We start from the raw sequence: 18,289 nt of genomic DNA on the forward strand, positions 1-18,289 counted from the left end.
AATTCAGCACAACCCGGTCGTCACAGTTCCGGGGGGATGGATTCCTATGGTTGAGCACAGCATCTCGCCCAGCTTCAGCATGAACCCGAACACGCAGGGCATGTACGACCCTGCGAACGAGAAGGACGCCTGTGGCCTCGCCATGGTCGCCACTCTCCGTGGCACGGCCGGGCACGACATCATCGACACGGCTCTGGATGCCCTGCGGCACCTCGAGCACCGGGGAGCTGTCGGCTCGGATGCCGGTACCGGTGACGGTGCGGGCATCCTGACCCAGATCCCCGACGAGTTCCTGCGCGCTGTCGCAGGCTTCGAGCTGCCCCCGGTCGGCCACTACGCCGTCGGCAACGCCTTCCTGCCCCTCGACCACGATGAGCGCGAGACGGTGATCGCCCGCCTCGCGGAGATCGCCGACGAAGAGGGCCTCACCGTGCTCGGCTGGCGCGACGTGCCCGTGCGGCCCGACGAACTCGGCCGGCTGGCCCGCGAGGCGATGCCCGCGATCCGGCAGCTGTTCGTCACCGCCAAGCACCACGACGCCTCGGGCAACACCCCCGCGGGCATCCAGCTCGACCGGCTCACCTACCGTCTCCGCAAGCGCGTCGAGCACGAGCACGAGGTGTACTTCATGTCGCTCTCGGCCCGCACCCTGACCTACAAGGGCATGGTCACGACGCTGCAGCTCGAGCCGTTCTACCCCGACCTCAGCGACGAGCGCTTCGCCTCGAAGCTGGCGCTGGTGCACTCGCGGTACTCGACCAACACGTTCCCGTCCTGGCCGCTGGCCCAGCCCCTCCGCATGATGGCGCACAACGGCGAGATCAACACGGTGCAGGGCAACCGCAACTGGATGCGCGCCCGGCAGTCCCAGCTGAAGAGCGAGCTGCTCGGTGACATGCAGCCGCTGCTGCCGATCGTCACCCCCGGCGCGAGCGACTCGGCCTCCTTCGACGAGGTGGTCGAACTGCTGACCCTCGCGGGCCGGCCGCTGCCGCACGCCATCATGATGATGGTGCCGGAGGCCTGGGAGAACAACGCCGACTTCGACCCCGAACGGCGATCGTTCTACGAGTTCCACTCCATGCTGATGGAGCCGTGGGACGGTCCCGCCGCCCTCGTCTTCACCGACGGCGATTTGGTGGGCGCGACACTCGACCGCAATGGTCTCCGCCCCGGTCGCTACCTGATCACCGACGACGGCCTCGTCGTGCTCGCCAGCGAGATCGGCGTGCTCGACGTCGACCCGGCCAGAGTCGTTCGGAAGGGCCGGCTCCGCCCCGGCAAGATGTTCCTCGTCGACACCGAGGCCGGCCGCCTCATCGAAGACGACGAGATCAAGTCCGACCTCGCCGCCAGCGAGCCCTGGGCCGAATGGCTCGATCAGGGCCGGATCAACCTCCGCGACCTCCCGGAGCGCGAGCACATCGTGCACACGCCCGCCTCGGTCACGCGCCGCCAGCGCACCTTCGGTTTCACCGAGGAGGAGATCCGCATCCTGCTCACCCCGATGGCGAAGAACGGCGCGGAGCCGCTCGGTGCCATGGGGTCCGACACACCCATCGCGGTGCTCTCGAAGCGCCCCCGGCTGCTGTTCGACTACTTCACCCAGCAGTTCGCCCAGGTGACGAACCCGCCGCTCGACTCGATCCGCGAGGAGGTCGTCACCTCCCTCCGGCTCGGGCTCGGGCCGGAGCGGAACCTGCTCGACGCGACCCCCGGGCACACCGGCCAGGTCATCCTCGACTTCCCGGTGATCGACAACGACGAGCTGGCGAAGATCCAGCACATCGACCCCACCTCCGGCAGTTCGACCACCACGACCATCCGCGGCCTCTACCGGGTCGAGAACGGCCCCTCCGCCATGCAGGAGCGCATCGCCGAAATGTGCGCAGAGGCCGACGAGGCGATCGCGAACGGCGCGCTGTTCATCGTGCTCTCCGACCGCGACTCCAACAAGGAGTATGCGCCGGTTCCCTCGCTCCTGATGCTCGCGGGTGTGCACCACCACCTCATCCGCGAAGAGACCCGGATGAAGGTCGGCATCATCGTCGAGGCAGGCGATGTGCGCGAGGTGCACCACGTCGCGCTGCTCATCGGGTACGGCGCTTCGGCGATCAACCCCTACCTCGCCATGGAGACGTGCGAGAACCTCGTGCGTGGCGGCATGATCACCGGCATCACGCCCGAGAAGGCCGTGAAGAACGTCATCAAGGCGCTCGGCAAGGGTGTGCTGAAGATCATGTCCAAAATGGGCATCTCGACGGTCTCGTCGTACGCCGGCGCGCAGGCCTTCGAGGCAGTCGGTCTCGACAAGGCCTTCGTCGCCCAGTACTTCACGGGAACATCCTCGAAGCTCGGCGGAGTCGGCATCGACGTCATCGCCGCCGAGAGCGGCAGCCGGCACCGGGCGGCATTCCCCGAGGACGGCGCGATCACCGTGCACGAACCGCTCGCCGTGGGCGGTGAGTACCAGTGGCGCCGCGAAGGCCCGCCGCACCTCTTCAACCCGGACACCGTCTTCCGGCTGCAGCACTCCACCCGTGCGCGCCGGTACGACATCTTCCGCGAGTACACGAAGCTCGTCGACGACCAGGCCGCCGAGCTGATGACCCTCCGGGGGTTGTTCAAGCTGAAGACGGATGTCCGCCCCGCTGTGCCGCTCGACGAAGTCGAGTCGGTCGAATCGATCGTCAAGCGCTTCTCCACGGGGGCGATGAGCTATGGCTCGATCTCCGAGGAGGCCCACACCACCCTCGCCATCGCGATGAACCGCCTCGGCGGCAAGTCGAACACCGGTGAGGGCGGAGAGGACACCGAGCGACTCCTCGACCCCGAACGCCGCAGCGCGATCAAGCAGGTCGCCTCGGGCCGGTTCGGCGTGACGAGCATGTACCTCACGCACGCCACCGACATCCAGATCAAGATGGCGCAGGGCGCGAAGCCCGGCGAGGGCGGGCAACTGCCTCCGACCAAGGTGTACCCGTGGATCGCGCGCACCCGCCACGCAACAGCAGGCGTCGGCCTCATCTCGCCGCCCCCGCACCACGACATCTACTCGATCGAAGACCTCAAGCAGCTGATCTTCGACCTCAAGCGCGCGAACCCCGAGGCCCGCGTGCACGTGAAGCTCGTCAGCCAGAACGGCATCGGAGCGGTCGCGGCCGGTGTGACGAAGGCCCTGGCCGACGTCGTGCTCGTATCCGGCCACGACGGCGGAACGGGCGCCAGCCCGCTCAACTCGCTGAAGCACGCCGGAACCCCCTGGGAGCTCGGTCTCGCCGAGACGCAGCAGACACTGATGCTGAACGGCATGCGCGACCGCGTGGTCGTGCAGGTCGACGGCCAGATGAAGACCGGCCGCGACGTCATCGTCGGCGCCCTGCTGGGGGCTGAGGAGTTCGGTTTCGCCACCGCACCCCTCGTCGTCTCCGGCTGCGTCATGATGCGCGTCTGCCACCTCGACACCTGCCCCGTGGGCGTCGCGACGCAGAACCCCGAGCTCCGCGCGCGGTTCACCGGCAAGCCCGAGTTCGTGGTGAACTTCTTCGAGTTCCTGGCCCAGGAGGTTCGCGAGTATCTCGCCGAACTCGGTTTCCGCTCGCTCGAAGAGGCCATCGGTCACCACGAGCTGTTGAACGTCGACCACGCCCTGGAGCACTGGAAGGCCGATGGCCTCGACCTCAGCCCGATCCTCGTCGGCCCCGAGTTCGCCGACGACGAGCCGCGGGTGAACCACCGCCAGCAGAAGCACGACCTCGACAAGCACTTCGACAACCGGCTCATCCGTGACTCGGCCGAAGCGCTCGAGTTCGGCGAGCCCGTCGTGATCAGCCTGCCGATCCGCAACACCGAGCGTGCCGTCGGCACGATGCTCGGCCACGAGGTCACGGTGCGCCACGGCGAAGACGGCCTGCCCGACGACACGATCCAGGTCACCCTGACCGGGTCTGCCGGCCAGTCCCTCGGGGCCTTCATGCCCCGTGGCATCACGCTGCGGCTCGAGGGCGACTCGAACGACTATGTCGGCAAAGGCCTCTCCGGTGGTCGCGTGATCGTGCGCCCCAACCGGGCAGCCACCTTCGCGGCCGAGCAGAACGTCATCGCCGGCAACGTGATCGGCTACGGCGCGACGAGCGGCAGTATGTTCATCCGGGGCATCGTGGGTGAGCGCTTCCTGGTTCGGAACTCCGGCGCGACGGCCGTTGCCGAAGGGGTGGGTGACCACGCCCTCGAGTACATGACCGGCGGGATCGCGCTCATCCTCGGTACGACCGGGCGGAACCTCGGCGCGGGCATGTCGGGCGGAACCGCCTACGTGTACAAGCTCCGTTCCGAACTCGTCAACACCGATTCGCTCGGTTCGGGTGAGCTGCAGCTTCTGCCGCTCGACGCGAACGACGCCGAACTGGTGCGTTCCCTGCTCGTCGAGCACGAAGCCGAGACCGGATCCACGGTCGCGGCCGCTCTGCTCGCCGACTTCCCTGCTGCTCAGGCAGAGTTCGTCAAGGTGCTGCCGCGCGACTACGCGGCCGTGCTTGCAACCCGCCAGTCCGCCGTCGACGAGGGTCTCGACCCCGACGGCGATGTGGTCTGGGAGAGAATCCTGGAGGTTACCGGTGGCTGATCCCAAGGGATTCCTGAAGGTCACGGAGCGCGAGGTCCCCAAGCGCCGTCCCGTTCCGATCCGCCTGATGGACTGGAAAGAGGTCTACGAGGCCGCCGATCCGTCGGAGACCCGCCGCCAGGCCGGTCGCTGCATGGACTGCGGCATCCCGTTCTGCCACCACGGCTGCCCGCTCGGCAACCTGATCCCCGAGTGGAACGACCTGACCTGGCGCGGTGAGGGCCGGCAGGCAATCGAGCGCCTGCACGCCACGAACAACTTCCCCGAGTTCACCGGCCGGCTCTGCCCGGCGCCCTGCGAGAGTTCGTGCGTGCTGGGCATCAACCAGCCCGCGGTGACGATCAAGCAGGTCGAGGTCTCGATCATCGACCAGGCCTTCGCCAACGGCTGGGTCACCCCGCACCCGCCCGAGCGACTCACCGGCAAGACGGTGGCCGTGGTCGGATCCGGCCCTGCGGGCCTCGCGGCGGCACAGCAGCTCACCCGGGCGGGCCACACCGTGGCCGTGTACGAGCGCGACGACCGCATCGGCGGCCTGCTGCGGTACGGCATCCCGGACTTCAAGATGGAGAAGAAGCACCTCGAAGCCAGGCTGACCCAGATGATGGCCGAGGGAACCCGCTTCCGCGCCGGCATCAACATCGGTGTCGACATCACCTGGGCCGACCTCCGGTCGCGCTACGACTCGGTGATCGTCTGCACCGGCGCCACGGTTCCCCGCGACCTGCCGATCCCGGGGCGCGACCTCGAAGGTGTGCACTTCGCGATGGAATACCTCGTACAGGGCAACAAGGTCGGCGCCGGTGACACGGTGCACGACCAGATCACGGCCGAGGGCAAGCACGTCGTGGTTCTCGGCGGCGGCGACACCGGTGCGGACTGCATCGGGACCGCCCACCGCCAGCAGGCGATCTCGGTGACGAACCTCGCCATCGGGCAGCAGCCGCCCTCCGAACGGCCCGAGGAGCAGCCGTGGCCGATGGTCGCGAACCTGTTCGAGGTCTCGAGCGCGCACGAAGAGGGCGGTGAGCGCGTCTACCTCGCCTCTACCGTCGAGTTCCTGTCGAACGAGGCGGGCGAGGTGCGCGCCATCCGCGTGGCCGAGACCGAGTACCTCGACGGGCGCCGGGTGCCGAAGGCGGGCACCGAACGCGAGATCCCGGCCGACCTCGTGCTGCTCGCGCTCGGCTTCACCGGCCCCGAAGACCAGAGCCTCACCCACCAGGTGGGCGCGGCGTTCGACAAGCGCGGCAATGTCGAGCGCGGCGACGACTACGAGACGAGCATCCCGGGCGTCTTCGTTGCCGGCGACGCGGGGCGCGGCCAGTCGCTGATCGTCTGGGCCATCGCCGAGGGTCGCGCTGCGGCCGCCGCCGTCGACAAATACCTCGAAGGCGCCACCGAACTGCCATTCCCCGTTTCCCCGCGCGACCGTGCAATCACCGTATAGAACCAGCAGACTTACCCGTACCCCCTCAATGCGCCAACGCGCAGAAACACGGAGCAACTCCTACACATGAGACGCGCTAAAATCGTCGCCACCCTCGGGCCGGCAACGTCGTCGTACGAAAACATCAGGGCCATCATCGATGCCGGCGTCGATGTCTGCCGCATGAACCTCAGCCACGGCACCTATGACGTGCACGAGGGCATCTACGCCACCGTGCGGAAGGCCGCCGCCGACTCCGGCCGTGCCGTCGCAGTGCTGGTCGACCTCCAGGGCCCGAAGATCCGCCTCGGCAAGTTCGAAGCCGGCCCCTACTACCTCGAGCAGGGCGACATCTTCAAGATCACCACCGAAGACGTTCTCGGCACCCGCGAGCTCTCCGGAACGACCTTCAAAGGCCTGCCGCAGGATGTCGCGCCCGGCGACTTCCTCCTCATCGACGACGGAAAGGTGAAGGTGCGGGTTCTCGAGACCGACGGCGTCGTCGTCACCACCGAGGTCATCGTTGCGGGCAACGTCTCCAACAACAAGGGCATCAACCTGCCCGGTGTCGCCGTGAACGTTCCGGCTCTCTCCGAGAAGGACGAGGCCGACCTCCGCTGGGGCCTGAAACTCGGCGCGGACATGATCGCGCTGTCGTTCGTGCGTGACGCCGCCGACATCTCCCGCGTGCACGAGATCATGGCCGAAGAGGGTCGCCGCATCCCGGTCTGCGCCAAGATCGAGAAGCCCCAGGCCGTCGACAACCTCGAAGAGATCATCGACGCCTTCGACAGCATCATGGTCGCCCGCGGCGACCTCGGCGTCGAACTGCCCCTCGAAGCGGTGCCGATCGTTCAGAAGCGTGCCGTCGAGCTCTCCCGCCGCATGGCGAAGCCCGTCATCGTCGCCACGCAGATGCTCGAATCGATGATCTCCTCCCCGATCCCGACCCGCGCCGAGACCTCGGATGTCGCGAACGCCGTGCTCGACGGAGCCGACGCCGTCATGCTCTCCGGCGAGACCAGCGTGGGGGAGTACCCCGTCATCACGGTTCAGACAATGGCCCGCATCGTCGAGTCGACCGAGGTGCACGGCCTCGAGCGGATCCCCGCCCTCGGCACCAAGCCCCGCACCCAGGCCGGGGCGATCACGCTCGCAGCCTCCGAGGTCGCCGACTTCGTCGGTGCCAAGTACCTCGTCGTCTTCACGGAGTCGGGCGACTCGGTGCGGCGGATGACGCGGCTGCGGTCGAGCATCCCGATCATCGGGCTCACCCCGGAGCCGGGCATCCGCAACCGCATGGCCCTCTCCTGGGGCGTCGAGTCGTACCTCGTCGACCGGGTCAAGCACACCGACCAGCTGATGGTCCAGGCCGACGACGTGCTGCTCGGTGAGAACCTCGCGGCCCTCGGCGACAAGGTCGTGGTGATCTCCGGATCCCCTCCCGGCAAGGCCGGCACCACCAACGACATGCGCGTGCACATCGTCGGTGAGGGTCACAACCCGCAGAAGCCCGACCCTGAAGAGCTCGACCACTAGGTTCGCGTCACGCATGCAGAAAGGCCCGGGAGGATTCTCCCGGGCCTTTCGCAATTTTGCACAGACTTTCAGAACCCTGTACCGGTGGTGGGACTCGAACCCACACGTCTTGCGACAACGCATTTTGAGTGCGCCGCGTCTACCATTCCGCCACACCGGCTCGCATCAACACCGTTCAGAATACCGTAGGGTTGTCTTTGTGACCGACCAACCTGCCTCCACCACCGCACCCCGACGTGTGGTCGTCGCTGAAGACGAATCCCTGATCCGGCTCGACATCGTCGAGATCCTCCGCGACGCCGGATTCGAGGTGGTCGGCGAGGCCGGCGACGGCGAGACCGCTGTCGCCCTGGCCACGGAGCTCCGGCCCGACCTGGTCATCATGGATGTCAAGATGCCCCTCCTCGACGGCATCTCCGCGGCCGAGCGGCTCAGCAAGGGCCACATCGCCCCGGTCGTGCTGCTGACCGCCTTCAGCCAGAAGGAGCTCGTCGAACGGGCCACCGAAGCCGGTGCCCTCGCCTACGTCGTCAAACCGTTCACGCCGAACGACCTGCTGCCCGCGATCGAGATCGCCCTCTCGCGCTACGCCCAGATCATCACCCTCGAGGCCGAGGTCGCCGACCTCGTCGAGCGGTTCGAGACGCGCAAGCTGGTCGACCGCGCCAAGGGACTCCTCAACGAGAAGATGGGTCTCACCGAGCCCGAGGCCTTCCGCTGGATCCAGAAGGCCTCGATGGACCGTCGGCTGACGATGCACGACGTCGCCCAGGCGATCATCGAGCAGCTGAGCGTCAAGAAGTAGAACTTCGCGTGTCAGACGCAGCTGATGTGAGCAAGGTGTTCCCGCTCGGAGTGGGCGATCTTGCGGCCCGCATGGGCATCGAGTTCGTCGAGATCACCGCTGAACGAGCCGTGGCGACCATGCCCGTCGAGGGCAACACTCAACCCTACGGAGTGGTGCACGGCGGGGCCTACGTTGTTCTGGCGGAGAGCCTCGGATCGTCGGCGGCAGCGGTTTTCGCCGGTCCCGGCCGCATCGCGATGGGCATCGAGGTCAATGCGAGCCACACCGGTTCGGTGAGATCGGGAACCGTGACCGGGGTGTGCACGGCCATCAAACTGGGGCGCACGCTGACCGTGCACGAGATCGCCATCACCGACGAGGCCGGCCAGCGCCTGTCGACGGTTCGCATCACCAATCTCCTCCGCGACGCGTAGAACGGGCACCCGTCGTTCCGCCCGAGAGCGCTTCGGGGCAGCCCGGCCGGTGTCGGTGGCATTGAGTAGGCTTGCGGTGTGTCCGACAACGAACAGCCCACCCTCCTTCTCATCGACGGCCACTCGCTGGCCTTCCGGGCGTTCTACGCGCTGCCGGTCGACAGTTTCCAGACCCGCGACGGGCAGCACACGAACGCCATCCACGGCTTCCTGTCGATGCTGCTCAACCTGCTGAAGAACGAGAAGCCCAGCCACCTGGCCGTTGCGTTCGACATCTCGCGGCACTCGTTCAGAACCAACGAATATCCCGAATACAAGGGCACCCGCGGCGAGACTCCGCCCGAGTTCATGGGCCAGGTCCCGCTGCTCAAAGACGCCCTGCACGCCATGAACATCATCACCCTCGAGAAAGAGAACTACGAGGCTGACGACATCCTCGCGACCCTGTCGGTGCAGGGCGCCGAGCAGGGTTTCCGGGTGCTTGTGGTGTCGGGCGACCGCGACACCATCCAGCTCGTCAACGACAACGTCACGCTGCTCTACCCGTCACGGCAGGGCGTCACCGACCTCACGCGGTACGACCGCGACAAGGTCTTCGAGCGCTACGGCATCGAACCGCACCAGTACCCCGAGATCGCAGCGCTTGTGGGGGAGACGAGCGACAATCTCCCGGGCATCCCGAAGGTCGGCGAGAAGACCGCGGTGAAATGGCTGAACCAGTTCGGCAGCCTGGAGGAGATCCTCCGGCGCTCCGACGAGATCGGCGGCAAGGTGGGGGAGAGCCTCCGCGAGTTCCAGGAGAACGCGGTGCGCAACCGCCGCCTCAACCGGCTTCTCACCGATGTCGAGCTCGAGAACGGTCCGGCCGACTTCACCCGCCGGCCGGTCGACGAGCAGGGCGTTCGTGACCTTTTCGAGCGGCTCGAGTTCCGCACTCTGCTGGAGCGGGTCTTCAAGCTCGACGGGCTCGACGCCGCATCGGGCGGCAACGGCGGTGCGGGTGGTTCCGGTTCATCCGGCGGCTCCGGCGGCTCCGGATCGGGTGAGGGCGGGGTCGACCCCAAGGCCGTCGTGGCGCCGGTGCCGAGCACCCTGCTCGACGAGGAACTCGCCGCCTGGCTGGCACGGGTCACCGCCGCCGAGCCGTTCGGGCTCGCCCTCTCGACGGAGTTGCTCGACGGCCGACCGATCGGGTTCGGCCTGGCCGCCTCCGATTCGGCGATATTCCTGCCGTGGATCCCCGACAGCCGCGACTACCTGCCGTTCGAGAACTGGCTGGCGTCGGATGCCCCGAAGATCCTGCACGGAGCGAAACACCAGCTCAAGGCCCTGCTCACCGCGGGGCTGACCGTCTCCGGTGTGACCTTCGACACCTCCATCGCGGCCTGGCTGCTGAAATCCGACGGTACGCCGCCTTCGCTGGCCGACCTGGTCGACCGGATGCTCGGCGAGACCCTGCCGTCCCCCGACCCCAACCAGCTGGTACCCGACGACGATTCGGTCATCGGCCCGGCCGTACAGGCCTGGTTCATCGGGCGGGTCGCCCGCGTCCTGGACGGGAGGCTCGACGCCGGCTCGCGCTCGGTGCTCGAGACCATCGAAATGCCCGTTCTCGCGGTGCTCGCCCGAATGGAGCTCGACGGCATCGCCGTGAGCCACCCGCAACTCGCCGAGCTGTCGGCCGAACTCACCGCGCGGTCGACCGACCTCGCCACCCAGGCTTTCGCGATCATCGAGCGGGAGATCAACCTCGGCTCGCCGAAGCAGATCCAGGAGGTGCTCTTCGACCAGCTCGGCATGCCGAAGACACGCGCAACCAAGACCGGCTATTCCACCGACGCGGTCTCCCTGGCCGACCTGCAGGCGAGCTCGCCGCATCCGTTCCTCGACCTCCTCCTGTCTCACCGTGACGCCACGAAGCTCAACCAGATCGTCGAGACCCTCGACAAGTCGATAGCCCCCGACCGCCGCATCCACACCACGTATGTGCAGACCGGTTCGTCGACGGGTCGCATCTCGTCGACCGACCCCAACCTGCAGAACATCCCCGTTCGCACCGAGGAAGGTCGACGCATCCGCAAGGCCTTCATGGTCGGCGAGTCGTACGAAACCCTCCTCACCACGGACTACTCGCAGATCGAGATGCGCATCATGGCGCACCTCTCCGAAGACGCCGGGCTCATCGCGGCCTTCCAGTCGGGCGAAGACCTGCACCGTTTCGTGGGCGCGCGCATCTTCGGCGTCGAGCCCGCCGATGTCACTCCCGCAATGCGGTCGAAGGTGAAGGCGATGTCGTACGGGCTCGCCTACGGGCTCTCTGCTTTCGGGCTCTCGAAGCAGCTCCGAATCCCCACGGCCGAGGCGAAGCAACTGATGAGCGACTACTTCGAACGGTTCGGTGCCGTGCGCGACTACCTCCGGAACGTGGTCGTGCAGGCGCGAGAAGACGGTTACACCGAGACCATCTTCGGCCGCCGGCGCATGTTCCCCGACCTCAACAGCGGCAACCGGGTGCTGCGCGACAATGCGGAACGGGCTGCGCTGAACGCGCCGATCCAGGGCACGGCGGCCGACATCCTGAAGATCGCGATGGTGAACATCGCCGCCGACCTCGCCGCGCAGGGGCTGCAGTCACGCATGCTGCTGCAGGTGCACGACGAACTGGTCTTCGATGTCTACCCGGGGGAGTGGGATTCCCTGGCGGCCGTCGTCACGGAACGGATGTCGACCGCGGCCACCCTCAAGGTACCGCTCGACGTGCAGCTGGGCCGCGGCCAGAACTGGAACGAGGCCGCCCACTAGAGGCCGGAGAGTATCCGTCTCTTTGCCTCGATGAATTCCTCTTCGCTGAGAAGGTTCTGCTCCCTCAGCGAAGACAGCCTCTCCAGGCGTTCGACGGTGGATTCGTTCGGCGGCGTCATCGCCGGGGAGGAACGTGCAAGCGGCACGGCCTTGACGTTCGCGCCGAATGCGTTCCCCGGAAAGACTGTGCGGTTTCGGGCGTTTCGGCGTGTTCTCCAGCGGAGGTAGAGAGGCAGACCTGTCGTGATCAGGATCACCGGACCGACGATGAGTAGAACTTCGAGGAACAGCTCGAAACTGATGGGCCCGCTACCGTAGTGACTCACCGGCTCTGCCCGACGATCCGCGCACGCTCAGCCACGTACTCGTCTTCGTTCAGCACTCCGTTCGCCCGCAGGGCTGCGAGACGCTCCAGCTGCGATGCGAGATCGGCAGGAGGAAAGGCAGTGTTCCTTCTGTTCATCTGCTCGGCCACGAACTGGGCCAGATTCTCGGCAGTGGACGCGCTGGTGGGAACCTCGTTCCAGAGCACGGCGAAACGCTTCGGATTCTTCACGTCGATCACAATCGGAAGCTCAGCACCGGGCATCGGCCACAACGCACTGCTGACGAGCCGGCGATATTTGACCGCGGTGGGCGGGAGTCCGGGTGCCTGTACGACCAGGTTCATGTAGCAGATGCTGTAGCTGGAGTTGCCGGTGCGCCCTGAGACCGAGATCACCTGGCCCGTTCCACGGACACCATTCTTCGGTCGACGCCATCCACCCATCAGTGCGAGGGGAAGTCCGACACCCAGACCGACGAAGAGCACGGTGGTGACCAGTGTGTGGACTACGGGGTCCGCGTTGAAGGCGTTCCATACGTCGGAGAGGTCCACGACGTCATCCGTGATCGAAGAGCTGGCGTTTGCGTTCCTGGAATTCCGCCGGAGAAATCGTTTCGCTGTCTCTCAGAGCTCCGAGTCTCTCGAGCTCAGCGATCAGGTCGGGAGCCGTGCCCTGGGCAGGGAGGACGATCACCGATCCGGACTGTCCCAGGCCGGAAGGTGGGAACGGTGTACCGCTTGGAGCGGCTCCCGGTCGGTTCGGGGGCGCCACCTTGAACAGTCTTCGTGTGCGCCAACGCAGGACGAGTGGCGTCACGACTGCTGCCACGACAAAGGGGATGGCTATGACGGCGACATCACCGAGGTCGTCGAATCCGTATCCGGTTCCGTTGCCGTAGTGATGCATCTGTGGCTCCTTGACTTGCCCGCTGCTGATGTTGTCGAGATTATCTCATCTGGTGATCAGCGTCGGGAGTCTCTGCACATTCTCAGCAAGCGAAGGGGGTCAGCGGAAGTCGCAGGAACGGGTCGGCGCGCCGAGCGGCAGCAGCTCGATGCGGTCGGCGACAAGGTTGATGATGCCGTCGTCGGTGCGCTCGAGGATGCCCCGGACCACCATCGCCGGCGCCTCCCGGGCGACACGGCGGTAGCGGCTCCACACCCCCACGCTGCAGATCACGTTCAGGATGCCCGTCTCGTCTTCGAGGTTCACGAAGGTGATGCCGCTGGCGGTCGCCGGACGCTGCCGGTGCGTCACCACCCCGCCGACCTCGATGCGGCGCCCGTTCTCGCACGTCTGCAGCTTCTCGATCGAGAGGGCACCCCGGTCATCCAACCAGTCCCGGGAGTGCGCGACCGGATGGTCATCCGGGGAGATACCGGTGCTCCACAGGTCGTAGACCACCTGCTCGGTGGGGCTCAGCATCGGCAGCAGCGGCGGTTGCACACTCACGTGGGTGCCCTGCAGGAACTCGGGGCGGTCCTGGGCGGCGTTGCCGGCCTCCCACAGTGCCTCCCGCCGGGTCAGATGGAGGCTCGTGAAGGCTCCGGCCGAGGCCAGGGCCTCCATCTCGGCGGTGTTGAGGTCGTTGCGCCGGGCCACATCGGCCATGTCGCGGTACGCGCCGCCGCGGCCCCGTTCCGTGACGATGCGTTCGGCGAGCTTCGCACCGATCGAGGTGATCTCGGCGAGCCCCAGCCGCACGTCGAGATTGCCGTCGCGACGGTGCTGCCGGTAGTCGGCCGGAACCGACCGGTCGAACACCTCGCTCGGCAGGTGGTCGGCGGTGTGCAGGCACGCGTCCATCCCGGTCGCGGCGGTCAGCCCACCGCCGACCTCGGTGCCACGGCCCGCGTCGCGCCCGGCCGCGCCACCTCCCGCGGCACCCGCACGCGCCGCGCTCGGCTCGAGCCCCGCCATCACCCCCGAGCGCTGGATGTCGGGGCGGTGCACCACGACACCGTGCCGCCGGGCATCCGCCACCAGCGTCTGCGGCGAGTAGAAGCCCATCGGCTGGGCGCGCAACAGCGACGCGAGGAACGCCGCCGGGTAGTGCAGCTTGAACCACGAACTGGCGTACACGAGCAACGCGAAGCTGTTCGAGTGGCTCTCGGCGAACCCGAAACTCGCGAAGGCCTCGATCTTCTGGTAGATCTGCTCGGCGACATCGGGAGCGATGCCGTTCGACGCCATCCCCTCGAACAGTTTCGACTTCAGCGACGAGATCTTCTCGATGCCGCGCTTGGACCCCATCGCCCGCCGGAGCAGGTCGGCGTCTTCGGGTGAGCAGTTGCCGACCGCCTGCGCCACCTGCATAAGCTGCTCCTGGAAGAGCGGAACCCCGAGCGTGCGTTCGAGAGGTTCTTCGAGCAGCGGGTGCAGGTATGTCACGGGTTCCTGCTTGAGCTTGCGCCGGATGTACGGATGTACGGCACCGCCCTGGATCGGCCCGGGCCGGATGAGCGCGATCTCCACCACCAGGTCGTAGAACTGGCGCGGCTGCAGCCGGGGGAGTGTGCCCATCTGCGCCCGGCTCTCGACCTGGAACACCCCGATCGAGTCGGCGCGGCAGAGCATGTCGTACACCCCCTGCTCCTCCTTGGGGATGCTCTTCAGACTCCACTCCTCGCCCAGGTGCTCGCGGGCGAGATCGAGCGAGTGCTGCAACGCCGACAGCATGCCGAGCCCGAGCAGGTCGAACTTGACGAGGCCCATCCACGCACAGTCGTCCTTGTCCCACTGCAGAACGGTTCGACCATCCATTCGTCCGTTCTCGATCGGGCAGACCTCACCGACGGGACGGTCAGTGAGCACCATCCCTCCCGAATGGATGCCCATGTGCCGCGGGAACTTCAGCACCTGCTCCGCCAGGTCGATCACGTCGGCCGGAATGTCGTGGTCTTCGCTCGCCACCGTCGACCCCCACCGCTCGATCTGTTTCGACCAGGCGTCCTGCTGGCCGGGGCTGTGCCCGAGCGCCTTGGCCATGTCGCGCACCGCGAACTTGGGCCGGTAGGTGATCACGTTCGCGACCTGGGCGGCGTTTCGGCGACCGTACTTGCGATACACGTACTGGATGACCTCCTCCCGTCTGTCGGAGTCGAAATCCACATCGATGTCCGGTTCTTCATCGCGCATGCTCGACAGGAACCGTTCGAACGGCAGCTTGTAGAAGATCGAGTCGACCGCCGTGATGTCGAGGATGAAGCAGACCGCCGAGTTCGCCGCCGACCCGCGCCCCTGGCAGAGGATGCCGAGCCGCCGCGCCTCGTGCACGATGTCGCGCACGATCAGGAAGTAGCCCGGGAAGTCCTTCTGTTCGATGACCGCGAGTTCGCTCTGGATGCGCTTCCGGTCGTCATCGGTCGCATGGGGGTAGTGCGTGGGCATCGCTTCGTCGACCAGCTGGCGCAGCCAGCTCATGGGCGTGTGGCCTTCTGGAACCTCCTGCCGGGGCAGTTTCGGTTTCGCCGTGCGGAGCTGGAACGAGAGGTCGTCGGCAACCTCGACCGTGCGTTCGACAGCACCCGGGTACCGCGCGAAACGTGCGGCCATCTCGGCACCCGAGCGCAGGTGCGAGCCCGCGGATGCCGGCAGCCAGCCTTCGAGGTCGTCGAGGCTCCGGCGTGCCCGGACGGCAGCCAGCGCCTGCCCGAGCGGGAACTGTTTCGGCGTGGCGTAGTGCACGTTGCCGGTCGCGACCGTGTCGACGCGATGCTTCTGCGCCAGTTCGAACAGGGCGTCGTTCGCGTCGCTGTCGAGCGGGTTGCCGTGGTCGAAGAGTTCGACCAGCACGTTGTCGCGGCCGAACAACGCAACGAGCCTGTCGAGCTCACGGGAGGCCCCGGGCAGCCCGTCGGAGGCGAGCGCCTGCCGCACCGCTCCCTTGCGGCAGCCGGTCAGCACCATCCATGCGGAGTCGCCCGAACCACCCGGCCCACCCCTCGCCTCGCTGCCGTCGGCTCCGCTGCCCCCGCGTGCCTGGTCGGCCAGCTGCTCGAGGTCGTAGAGCGGCCTTCCCTTCTCGGCGTCGACGGCGAGCTGCCCCGTCGTGATCGCGCCGGAGAGCCGGTGGTACCCCTCCTGCTTGCGCGCAAGGATCACGAGGTGGGTCCCCTCGGGATCGGCCATGCCGTTCTGCGGCTTGCTCAGCCCGAGAGAGAGTTCCGCACCGAAGACCGTCGCGACACTCGGGTAGGCCTCGGCAGCCTCCGCCAGGTGCACCACCCCGTAGAAGCCGTCGTGGTCGGTGAGGGCCAGCCCGTGCATCCGGAGCCTGGCGGCTTCTTCGAGAAGTTCTTCGGGGGACGACGCGCCGTCGAGGAAGCTGAAGTTCGAATGGGCATGCAGCTCGGCATAGCCCACGAAGGGACCGTCGTCGAGTTCGAGCTCGGGTTTCGGCGGAAGAGTCGGCGGAACATACGGCATGCGCTTGCGCGAGAACGCTGGCCCGTCGCCACCGTCCTTGCTCTCATCCGCCCCGGGTCGCCGAACGTCGGAGAGCCGCCGCTCGAGTTCCGACCACGGAATCGGAGGGTTGTTGAATCCCATCAGCGACCACCTCCCGCAGGGGCGACGGGCGCGGTGCAGGTGGGAGCAAGCCCCGCAAGCCCCGCAAGCCCCGCAAGCCCCGCGCACGCCGCGCGCGCCGCGCGCGCCGCGCCGCCGGCGGTCGTCGCAGTCTGCTCAGTCATAGCGCGCCTCCGCCCACCAGCCATGGTCGTGCAGGGCCAGCAGCCAGGCCGTTCCCTCGGAGTCGACCACTTGGAAGCGGTGGAAAGACCGGGCGACCGCCTGGTCCCACCATCGTTCGTGAACGGGCCACGGACCGGTCCACGCGCTGAGTGGCTGCGGTCGGGGCACAGTGGACAACCCGGCACCGCCGCCGCCGGCTCTACCTCCGCCGCCTCCGCCGCCGGCTCCACCACTACCGCCACCGCCGACACTCGCGCCCGCGCCCCCGCCCGGCGGCGGCGTGTCGAGCACCGCGAACAGCGCCGGCACGCCGACCAGCGCCCCGCGCTCGCTCACCTCGACCGGCCCGCCGTCGTGCGCCAGCACCGTCACGCGCCGGGGCTTCTCGAACACCGTCGACGGAGCCGGCAGCGGAATGCTGCCCGGCCACGGCTTGGAGTCGTCACCACCCGCACGCGGGTCGCCCCACGGCACCATGACCTGACGCTCGGAGACACCACGCCCCCCAGCGATGACCGCCGTCGTCACGGCACCGTGCCCCAGCAGGCTCTGCACCCGGGACAGTCCGTGGTGGATGCGGTCGTCGGGCGCACTGCCCCACAGCCCCGTCTCGTAGTTGCCGATCGAGTCGAGGCCCTCCGGCAGCACGCGCACCTTCGTGATCGCCGAGGTGAGCGCCCCTGCGCCCGCACCCGTTCGCCCCTGCACCTGCCAGCGGATACGGTCGAGCACATCGTTGGCGCTGAACCAGCGCGGATGCCCCCACCCGCGGTCGTGTACCACTCCGTTGTCGGTGTGCAGCTCGACCCGGATGCTCGTGCAGACCAGCAGCGCACGGGTGAGTTCGTCGACGAACCGCTCGGCGGCCGTGCGCACCGCGAAGGTGATCTGGTCGACCCGGTCGAGGGGTGGCTCGAACGCGACCTCGATGTCGCGCAGCTGAGGGGGGAGCCGGGGCACGACCCGCCGGGAATCCCTGCCACTCGCCATGGTGTGCGCGTGCACCCCGGCCTCGCCGAACCGGGCCCGCACATCGCGGAAGTCGAGGGCCGCGAAGGCACCCAGTGTCGTGAGCCCCAGGCGCCGCAGCAGGGTCGCCAGCTGCAGGTCGCCGATGGCCTCGATCGGATGCTCGGCCAGGAACTCGGGCGAGCCGCCGGGTTCGACGATACGGATGGCCTGCTCACCGGGCATGCGGGCAAGCTGCTCGGCAGCGAACCTGCCGTCGGCGATGGTGATGCGGGCGTCTTCGGCTCCCAGCCCCACCAAAGTGGTGAGCAGAACCCCGGCAGCACCCCTCTCGCCGCCGTAGTACCGGCTCGGGCCCTTGGCCACCAGCGCACACATGCCGGGCCGGAGCACCTGCACCCCCGGCATCAGCTCCTCGACGGCGGCTACCACCAGCTCGAAGCTGCGGTGGTCGAGGGCGGGGTCGTAGTCGAACGTCATCAGATCGACGCAGGCAGCCTGCGCCTCGCGTACCCGTTGGCCGCGCCGCACACCGTCGGCCCGGGCCCGCGGCGAGCACGCGAACACGAGACCGTGGTCGATCAGCGCGATCGGTTCGTCGAGCGAGAGCTCCTCCGACTGGGCCAGGGCGCGCACCGGCCAGTCGGGACACCACACCACGATGGTGCGCACAGCCATCGTCAT

General features: G+C 67.6%; 12 protein-coding genes and 1 tRNA gene. 6 read left to right on the top strand and 7 right to left on the bottom strand.

Annotation, left to right across the window (positions count from 1 at the left end; all coding sequences use genetic code 11):
- Positions 1–46: 46 nt before the first annotated feature.
- From gltB to pyk, 3 genes are all read left to right on the top strand, one after another.
- Complete coding sequence (gltB, locus tag FB464_RS05430) at positions 47–4,624, top strand: glutamate synthase large subunit (RefSeq protein ID WP_116414774.1); 4,578 nt, start codon at positions 47–49, stop codon at positions 4,622–4,624.
- Positions 4,617–6,074, top strand: a complete 1,458-nt coding sequence (locus FB464_RS05435; protein WP_116414773.1) for a glutamate synthase subunit beta — start codon at positions 4,617–4,619, stop codon at positions 6,072–6,074. Before gltB ends, FB464_RS05435 begins: the two co-directional genes overlap by 8 nt.
- Before the next feature lie 66 nt (positions 6,075–6,140).
- Entirely contained in the window at positions 6,141–7,592 is a 1,452-nt protein-coding gene (gene pyk, locus FB464_RS05440; RefSeq protein ID WP_116414772.1) for a pyruvate kinase, read from the top strand.
- Positions 7,593–7,671: 79 nt separating this feature from the next.
- Here pyk and FB464_RS05445 read toward each other — a convergent pair.
- A tRNA-Leu gene (locus tag FB464_RS05445) sits at positions 7,672–7,752 on the bottom strand.
- 39 nt (positions 7,753–7,791) lie between these two features.
- On the opposite strand from FB464_RS05445, the gene FB464_RS05450 reads away from it, so the two are divergent.
- From FB464_RS05450 to polA, 3 genes are all read left to right on the top strand, one after another.
- Positions 7,792–8,397, top strand: a complete 606-nt coding sequence (locus tag FB464_RS05450; protein WP_142206616.1) for an ANTAR domain-containing response regulator — start codon at positions 7,792–7,794, stop codon at positions 8,395–8,397.
- A 71-nt stretch (positions 8,398–8,468) separates the two neighbouring features.
- Positions 8,469–8,813 (top strand): PaaI family thioesterase, encoded by a 345-nt coding sequence (locus FB464_RS05455; protein ID WP_116416571.1) that lies wholly within the window; start codon positions 8,469–8,471, stop codon positions 8,811–8,813.
- A 78-nt stretch (positions 8,814–8,891) separates the two neighbouring features.
- Complete coding sequence (gene polA / locus FB464_RS05460; protein ID WP_116414770.1) at positions 8,892–11,615, top strand: DNA polymerase I; 2,724 nt, start codon at positions 8,892–8,894, stop codon at positions 11,613–11,615.
- On the opposite strand, the gene FB464_RS05465 is transcribed toward polA, so the two are convergent.
- The 6 genes from FB464_RS05465 to FB464_RS05480 form a co-directional block, all read right to left on the bottom strand.
- Positions 11,612–11,941 (bottom strand): SHOCT domain-containing protein, encoded by a 330-nt coding sequence (locus FB464_RS05465; RefSeq protein ID WP_116414769.1) that lies wholly within the window; start codon positions 11,939–11,941, stop codon positions 11,612–11,614. The genes polA and FB464_RS05465 overlap by 4 nt on opposite strands.
- On the bottom strand, positions 11,938–12,492 hold the full coding sequence (locus tag FB464_RS05470; RefSeq protein ID WP_116414768.1) for an SHOCT domain-containing protein: 555 nt from the start codon (positions 12,490–12,492) through the stop codon (positions 11,938–11,940). The genes FB464_RS05465 and FB464_RS05470 overlap by 4 nt, the downstream gene beginning before the upstream one ends.
- A gap of 4 nt (positions 12,493–12,496) precedes the next feature.
- Positions 12,497–12,847, bottom strand: a complete 351-nt coding sequence (locus FB464_RS19715) for an SHOCT domain-containing protein (RefSeq protein ID WP_116414767.1) — start codon at positions 12,845–12,847, stop codon at positions 12,497–12,499.
- Between the two features lie 99 nt (positions 12,848–12,946).
- Complete coding sequence (locus FB464_RS05475) at positions 12,947–16,492, bottom strand: error-prone DNA polymerase (protein ID WP_116414766.1); 3,546 nt, start codon at positions 16,490–16,492, stop codon at positions 12,947–12,949.
- Positions 16,492–16,635 carry a hypothetical protein gene (locus tag FB464_RS19720; RefSeq protein WP_170151908.1) on the bottom strand — a complete coding sequence of 48 codons (144 nt, stop codon included), beginning with the start codon at positions 16,633–16,635 and terminating at the stop codon, positions 16,492–16,494. Before FB464_RS19720 ends, FB464_RS05475 begins: the two co-directional genes overlap by 1 nt.
- Positions 16,628–18,289, bottom strand: a complete 1,662-nt coding sequence (locus FB464_RS05480; protein WP_211327366.1) for a DNA polymerase Y family protein — start codon at positions 18,287–18,289, stop codon at positions 16,628–16,630. The genes FB464_RS19720 and FB464_RS05480 overlap by 8 nt, the downstream gene beginning before the upstream one ends.

This window comes from Subtercola boreus (genome assembly GCF_006716115.1).
Lineage (GTDB): Bacteria > Actinomycetota > Actinomycetes > Actinomycetales > Microbacteriaceae > Subtercola > Subtercola boreus.